Raw genomic sequence first — 6,142 nt, 5'->3', positions numbered from 1 at the left:
ACGCAAGCTCAGCCTTTCCGACGTCGCCGCGCAGGCGCACGTCTCGCGTCCGACCCTCTACCGCTGGTTCGCGTCGAAAGAGGAGTTGCTGGACGCGTTTTCGAGCTACGAACGGCAGACTTTCGAAAGCGGTTTAGCCAGGGCAACAGCCGGCCTCAAAGGCGCCGACAGGCTCGACGCCGCCCTACGTTTCATCGTCGAATACCAACACTCCTACTCGGGCGTGCGCATGATCGACATTGAGCCCGAGCACGTGATCGCGCAGTTCTCCCGCGTCATTCCCGAAATGCGTGAAGGACTGCAACGCCTGCTTCCGGGGCCCGGCGGCGCGGTCAAAGCCGCAGCCGCGATCCGGATCGCGATCTCGCATTACATGGTCCGAGCCGACGACGCTGACCAGTTTTTGGCACAGCTGCGCCATGCGGTGGGCATCAAAGCAACTGATTAGTCGAACAGCACCGCGGCGTTGAGGTAGCCGGTCGGGTCGAAAGTCTTCTTGATCGTCGGTGTGGTCGACACTGCGGGCGGCCAGCACGTCGGGGCCGACGCTGACGTGCCTAGCGCCCACCACCCCCGCCAGCCGCTGCAGAACCGTTACGGCGTCGAAGTATCACACGATAGGGAAGGATGCGAATCATGGCGCGGCGCGAGGACGTCCAGTTCGACTCCGGCCACGAACGCATCCGCGCCTGGCTGTACCGGCCGGAAGGTCTCGGCGATGCGCCACTGCTGGTGATGGCGCACGGTCTGGGCGGTGTGCGCACGATGCGGCTGGACGCCTACGCCGAGCGTTTCAGTGACGCCGGATTCGCCTGCTTGGTTTTCGACTACCGCAACTTCGGTGATAGTGAAGGCGAGCCCCGCCAGCTGCTCGACATCGGCATGCAATTGCAGGACTGGGCGGCCGCTGTCACTTACGGCCGCACGCTGCCAGGAATCGATGCCCAACGAATCAGCTTGTGGGGCACTTCGTTTAGCGGCGGGCACGTGATCGCGACGGCGGCGCGACTGCCGGGTATCGCAGCCGTCGTCGCCCAGTGTCCCTTCACCGACGGCACCGCCTCGGCGCGCACGCTGAACCCATTGGTCGCCGTGCGCATTACTGCACTGGCAGTGCGCGACCTCATCGGTGCCCGGCTCGGCAGGCCGCCGCTGACGGTGCCGGTGGTCGGCCACCCGGACGAGGTCGCGCTGATGAACACACCCGACGCCTACCCAGGATTCCTGCGGCTGGTGCCCGAGGGGATACAGATCCGCAATCAAGTAGCTGCCCGCTTGGGCATCAAGATCCTCGGCTATCGACCGGGCCGAGCCGCCGCGAAGGTCAGCTGCCCGATCTTGTTCTGTGTGTGCAGACGCGACTCGGTCGCGCCCGCCGGTGCCACTCTGCGGCACGCCGCCAAGGCACCCCGAGGCGAGATTAAGGTCTACCCCGACGGCCACTTCGACATCTACGTCGGGCAAGCCTTCGACCGCGTCGTCGCCGACCAACTGGCCTTCCTCGACATGCATTTGAAGCCAAGCGCGCCCTAGCCGCCTCAGGCGCAACGCATGGTACGTTCAGTCTGTACTGAACGTTCGTGACGAGGACGCCTATGTCTCCTGGTGAAGCGGAGTTCGTTGACCGTGTCGGCCTGTTCTTCGAGATGCTGGGAGCCACCCGCACGATGGGCCGGGTCTACGGGTGGCTGATGATTTGCGACCCGCCGCACCAATCGTTATCGCAACTCGCCGAGGCGCTGTCGGTGAGCAAAGCCTCGGTCAGCACTGTGGCGCGTCAACTTCAGGAGGGCGGCATGATCCAGCGGCTGCCCGCCGCGTCGCGCCAGCATCATTACCGTGTCACCCCCGGGGGGTTCACCAGCGTCTTGAACGTGCAACTGGCACTGATGCGGCCCGGCGTCGAAGTGGCCGAGTTCGGCCTGTCGCTGCTCGATGAGAATCGCGCCGAGCAGCGGGAGCGGCTGGAGGATTTCCGGGATTTCTGTGAGTTCTGCGTCAGCGACTACCGCGACGAACTGATGCGGCGGTGGACCGACTACCGCGCCGACAGGAGGAAGCGATGACAGACCAGTCGAACAAGGTCGACTTCAGCAGCGTGCCTTGGGGCTCGGTCGAGTGGACCAATCTGTGCACGCTGTATCTGCGGGCGTATGAAAGCCGTTCGAAACGGCCAGTTCTCGGTGACCGCGCGGCTGCCGAAGCCGTGGACCGGATCCACTACAACTTTGCGCGGATGCGTTGGTCGATGCTGCCGGCGACGAACCAGTTCATGGTCGCGTTACGCGCTAAGCAGATCGACATCTGGGCGGCCGATTTCCTGCAGCGCCATCCGGATGCCGTTGTGCTGCACTTGGGTTGCGGGTTGGACAGCCGCGCGTTTCGCCTTGACACGCCACCGGGAGTGCAGTGGTTTGACGTCGACGTGCCCAATGTCATCGACCTGCGGCGCAAGTTGTACGACGACCACGACCGGTACCGGATGATCGGGTCGTCGGTTACCGACCCGGAATGGCTTGAGCAGACCCCTGCGGGCGGCCCCGCGTTAGTGATTGCCGAAGGCCTGCTGATGTATCTCACCGCAACCGAAGTCCGCGAGCTGCTGCAGCGGCTGACCGATCGTTTCAGCACCGGTGAACTCCTGGCCGACATCACGTCACCATCGGGCCCGTGGCTTTCCCGGATATTCACGCACGGCATCACCAAATGGGGAACCCGAGACGGCCACGAACTCACGCAGTGGAACCCGCGGCTAAAGCTGGTCGAGAGGTCGCCCGTCATCGACGCGGCGAAGATCCCGTTGAAACCCCAACGCCTGATTTACCAACTGGTGTGCGCGATCCCGGCAATCAGGAACTACGACCGGCTATATCGGTTCGCGTTTTAGCGTCATCACCCAGCGACCACTCGGCACGGATCGACTCGTCGCGGATCAAGCCCCGCAGCAAGGCGGTGCTGAACTCGGCAGCGATTTCCTGGGCGGTGCGCCGACCGCTGGGTCGCAGCCAGCGGTAGCTGCCGAGCGTCATCCCGATGTAGCCGAGCGCCAGTACGTGGGAGTCGCACTCGTAGAACTCGCCGCTGGCAATGCCGCGGTCGATCAGGCCGTGCACGTGCTCGTAGACCTGGGCTTCCTTTTCGCGGATCTCGGCGACCTGCTCCTCGGTGAACCATTCGGTGATGTAGGGCTGCTCCTGGAAGTACACCGCCGCCCCTTCCGGGTTGGCGGCGATCTGGGTCAGCAGCCGCACCGTGTACTGGTAGAGCGCTTCCCGGGCAGTCCATGACGGATCATCGTGGACGGCAGCCAGCGTGCGCTCGGCAGCCCGCTGATAGATGTCGTAGAGGATCAGCGACTTGCTCGCGTAGTAGTGATACACCGTTGCCTTGTTCAAGCCCACGACGTCGGCGACGTCATCCATCCGGGTGCCGTGGTACCCGCGCGCGGCGAACAGCTTGGTGGCGACGGCCAGCAGCTCCTCGCGGCGGGAGAGCCCATTGGGGCTGGTGCTGTCGGATGGCATGTGTACTCGTTTCGGCAGTGTCGATCAACTAGTTGGATACTCTATTCAAACCGCTCATCGGCTGTCGCGCCGTTGCCGGGTGGGACTAGACTGCGGAGCTAGAAACGTCGCGGTCGAGATGAGGTGGTCACATGGATCCGGATCCCAGCTACGACTTTTCCGACGAGCTCGAATTCTTCTTCAAGTACTTCACCTGGGGGTTCCGCGGGGTAACCGATGGCCAGGGCTACCCGCCCCCGGCATATCCACCGGTCTAAAGCGCCTTCAGTTCCTCGGTCACCTCGGTCACTGACTTCTTCGCATCACCGAACAGCAAGGTGGTGCCCTCGGCGTAGAACAGCGGGTTGTCGATGCCTGCGAAACCGGAGTTCATCGACCGCTTGAGCACGATCACCGACTTGGACTTGTCCACGTTGAGGATCGGCATGCCGTAGATCGGTGAATTCGGCTCGTTGCGGGCCGCCGGGTTGGTGACGTCGTTGGCGCCGATCACGAGCGCGACGTCGGTCCGGGCGAACTCGTCGTTGATGTCGTCCATGTCCTTCATCGCGTCGTAGTCGACTTCGGCTTCGGCCAGCAGCACGTTCATATGCCCGGGCATCCGGCCGGCGACCGGATGTATCGCGTATTTGACTGGCACGCCGCGGGATTCAAGCAAGCTCGCCATGTCCTTGACCGCGTGTTGGGCCTGCGCGACGGCCATGCCGTAGCCGGGCACCACGATCACTTGGTTGGCGTAGGCCATCTGAATGGCGGCATCGGATGCCGAGGTGGACTTGACGTGCTTGTCGCCGCCGCCGTCCGCGCCAAGGGCCACGCCGCCACCGCCGAACCCGCCGGCGACGATCGCCGGGATGGAGCGGTTCATCGCTTTGGCCATCAGGTTGGTGAGGATCGAGCCGGAGGCGCCGACGATCATGCCGGCGACGATCATCGCGGTGTTGTTCAGCGCCAGGCCGGCCGCGGCGGCCGAGAGACCGGTCATCGCGTTGAGCATCGAGATGACCACGGGCATGTCGGCGCCCCCGATGGGCAGCACGACCATCAGGCCGAGCACGCCCGCCGCGGCGAGCAGCCCGATCATCCACCACAGCGACACCCCGCCGGTGCCCGGGTGTGCGCCGAGTCCGATGACCACTGCACACACCACGGCCGCCACCAGAAGCATCACGTTCAGCGGCTGCTGCGCCTTGCCGATGCCGATCGGGCGGCCGGAGATGATCTCCTGCAGCTTGCCGAACGCGATGATCGATCCCCAGAACGAGATCGACCCGATGATCGCGGCGAACAGCGATGCCACCACGATGTGCACGGTCGGCGACTCGCCGTACCGGAATGCGGAGAAGCCAGCCGTCTCAATGAACTCCGACAGCGAGATCAAGGCGACAGTGCCGCCACCGACCCCGTTGAAGAACGCCACCAGCTGCGGCATCGCAGTCATCTTGGTCAGCCGCGCCGGCGGGACGCCGAGCACGACGCCTAGCACCAGGCCGGCGATGATCAGCGGCCACTGATGGGTGTGGCGATTCATAACCAGGGTGGCCGCCACGGCGATGGCCATCCCCACCGCGGCGATCAGGTTGCCGCGCACCGCGGTCTTGGGCCCGGTCAGGCCCATCAGCCCGTAGATGAACAGCGCGAACGAGATGATGTAGAGGATCGTGACCAGGTAGTTCATCGACCTTGTCCATCCGTCCCGGTTTTGACGGGCCCCGTTTGTCCGGCGTCTCCTTGGGCCGCTGCTCGCGCCGCATCGTCGCCGGCGGGAGCCGGCTTCTTGCCTTTGAACATGCCCAGCATGCGGTCGGTGACGATGAAACCGCCGATGACGTTCAGCGTGCCGAAGACCAGCGCGACGAACAGGATGATCTGCAACGCGATCGACGGGTGCTCGATGCGACCGAGCAGCACCAGCGCGCCGAGGACGACGATGCCGTGGATGGCGTTGGTGCCCGACATCAGCGGCGTGTGCAGCGTATTGGGCACCTTGGAAATCACCGCAAAGCCGACAAACCCGGCGAGTACCAGGATCGCCAGATTGGCGAGAAGTTCGTCATACATCTAGCTGTCTCCTCCAGCTGTGCGGGTCACGCACGCCGCCGCCACCACTTCGTCGTCGAAGTCGGGCGCCAGCTTCCCGTCTTTGACCAATAGCTCCAACAGGGCCGTGATGTTTTTGCTGTAGAGCTCGCTGGCGTGCTCGGGCATGGTCGCCGGCAAATTCAGCGGCGCGGCGATCGTGACATCGTGCTTGACGACGGTTTGCCCGGGTTCGGTCAATTCGCAGTTGCCGCCGGCCTCCCCGGCCAGGTCGACGACCACACTGCCCGGCTTCATCCCTTCCACCGCGGCCGCGGTCACCAGCCGCGGCGCCGGCCGACCCGGGACGAGAGCCGTCGTGATCACGACGTCAAATCCGGTGATCGCTTCTTCCAGCGCTTTCTGTTGCTGCTGGCGTTCCTCGTCGGTCAGCTCGCGCGCGTAGCCGCCTTCCCCGACGGCGTCGATCCCGAGGTCGAGCCACTGCGCACCCACGGACCGCACCTGGTCGGCCACCTCGGGTCGCACGTCGTAGCCCGTGGTGCGCGCGCCCAGTCGTTTGGCCGTCGCCAGCGCCT

At 64.6% G+C, this 6,142-nt stretch carries 8 protein-coding genes and 1 pseudogene; 5 read left to right on the top strand and 4 right to left on the bottom strand.

The window, feature by feature from the left end; genetic code table 11:
* From VFA16_RS08750 to VFA16_RS08735, 4 genes are all read left to right on the top strand, one after another.
* Nucleotides 1-448: helix-turn-helix domain-containing protein (locus VFA16_RS08750; RefSeq protein ID WP_324967431.1), on the top strand; the 448-nt coding region annotated here is incomplete at its 5' end.
* A gap of 188 nt (nucleotides 449-636) precedes the next feature.
* Nucleotides 637-1,533: an alpha/beta hydrolase gene (locus tag VFA16_RS08745; RefSeq protein ID WP_324967430.1), complete on the top strand. Its 897-nt coding sequence runs from the start codon at nucleotides 637-639 to the stop codon at nucleotides 1,531-1,533.
* A gap of 62 nt (nucleotides 1,534-1,595) precedes the next feature.
* The gene (locus VFA16_RS08740; protein WP_324967432.1) at nucleotides 1,596-2,066 is read left to right on the top strand and encodes a GbsR/MarR family transcriptional regulator; all 471 of its coding nucleotides are present in this window, start codon (nucleotides 1,596-1,598) and stop codon (nucleotides 2,064-2,066) included.
* Nucleotides 2,063-2,887, top strand: coding sequence for a class I SAM-dependent methyltransferase (locus VFA16_RS08735; RefSeq protein WP_324967429.1), 825 nt, complete (start codon nucleotides 2,063-2,065; stop codon nucleotides 2,885-2,887). Before VFA16_RS08740 ends, VFA16_RS08735 begins: the two co-directional genes overlap by 4 nt.
* On the opposite strand, the gene VFA16_RS08730 is transcribed toward VFA16_RS08735, so the two are convergent.
* A complete protein-coding gene (locus VFA16_RS08730; protein WP_324967428.1) occupies nucleotides 2,850-3,524 on the bottom strand; it encodes a TetR/AcrR family transcriptional regulator in 675 nt (224 codons plus the stop codon). The genes VFA16_RS08735 and VFA16_RS08730 overlap by 38 nt on opposite strands.
* A gap of 131 nt (nucleotides 3,525-3,655) precedes the next feature.
* Between VFA16_RS08730 and VFA16_RS08725 the strand changes: the two genes are divergently transcribed.
* Nucleotides 3,656-3,781, top strand: coding sequence for a hypothetical protein (locus tag VFA16_RS08725; RefSeq protein ID WP_324967427.1), 126 nt, complete (start codon nucleotides 3,656-3,658; stop codon nucleotides 3,779-3,781).
* Here the strand turns inward: VFA16_RS08725 and VFA16_RS08720 are convergent.
* The 3 genes and pseudogenes from VFA16_RS08720 to VFA16_RS08710 all read right to left on the bottom strand — a co-directional run.
* Nucleotides 3,778-5,202 (bottom strand): NAD(P)(+) transhydrogenase (Re/Si-specific) subunit beta, encoded by a 1,425-nt coding sequence (locus VFA16_RS08720; protein WP_324967426.1) that lies wholly within the window; start codon nucleotides 5,200-5,202, stop codon nucleotides 3,778-3,780. The genes VFA16_RS08725 and VFA16_RS08720 overlap by 4 nt on opposite strands.
* Nucleotides 5,199-5,585, bottom strand: a complete 387-nt coding sequence (locus VFA16_RS08715) for an NAD(P) transhydrogenase subunit alpha (protein WP_324967425.1) — start codon at nucleotides 5,583-5,585, stop codon at nucleotides 5,199-5,201. The genes VFA16_RS08720 and VFA16_RS08715 overlap by 4 nt, the downstream gene beginning before the upstream one ends.
* A pseudogene (locus tag VFA16_RS08710) lies at nucleotides 5,586-6,142 on the bottom strand (NAD(P)(+) transhydrogenase (Re/Si-specific) subunit alpha); the annotation flags it as partial.

The sequence above is a fragment of the Mycobacterium sp. genome, from assembly GCF_035653355.1.
Classification (GTDB): Bacteria; Actinomycetota; Actinomycetes; order Mycobacteriales; family Mycobacteriaceae; genus Mycobacterium.
The sequence above is the reverse complement of the archived record's forward strand: the minus strand, read 5'-3'. Positions and strand labels throughout refer to the sequence as shown.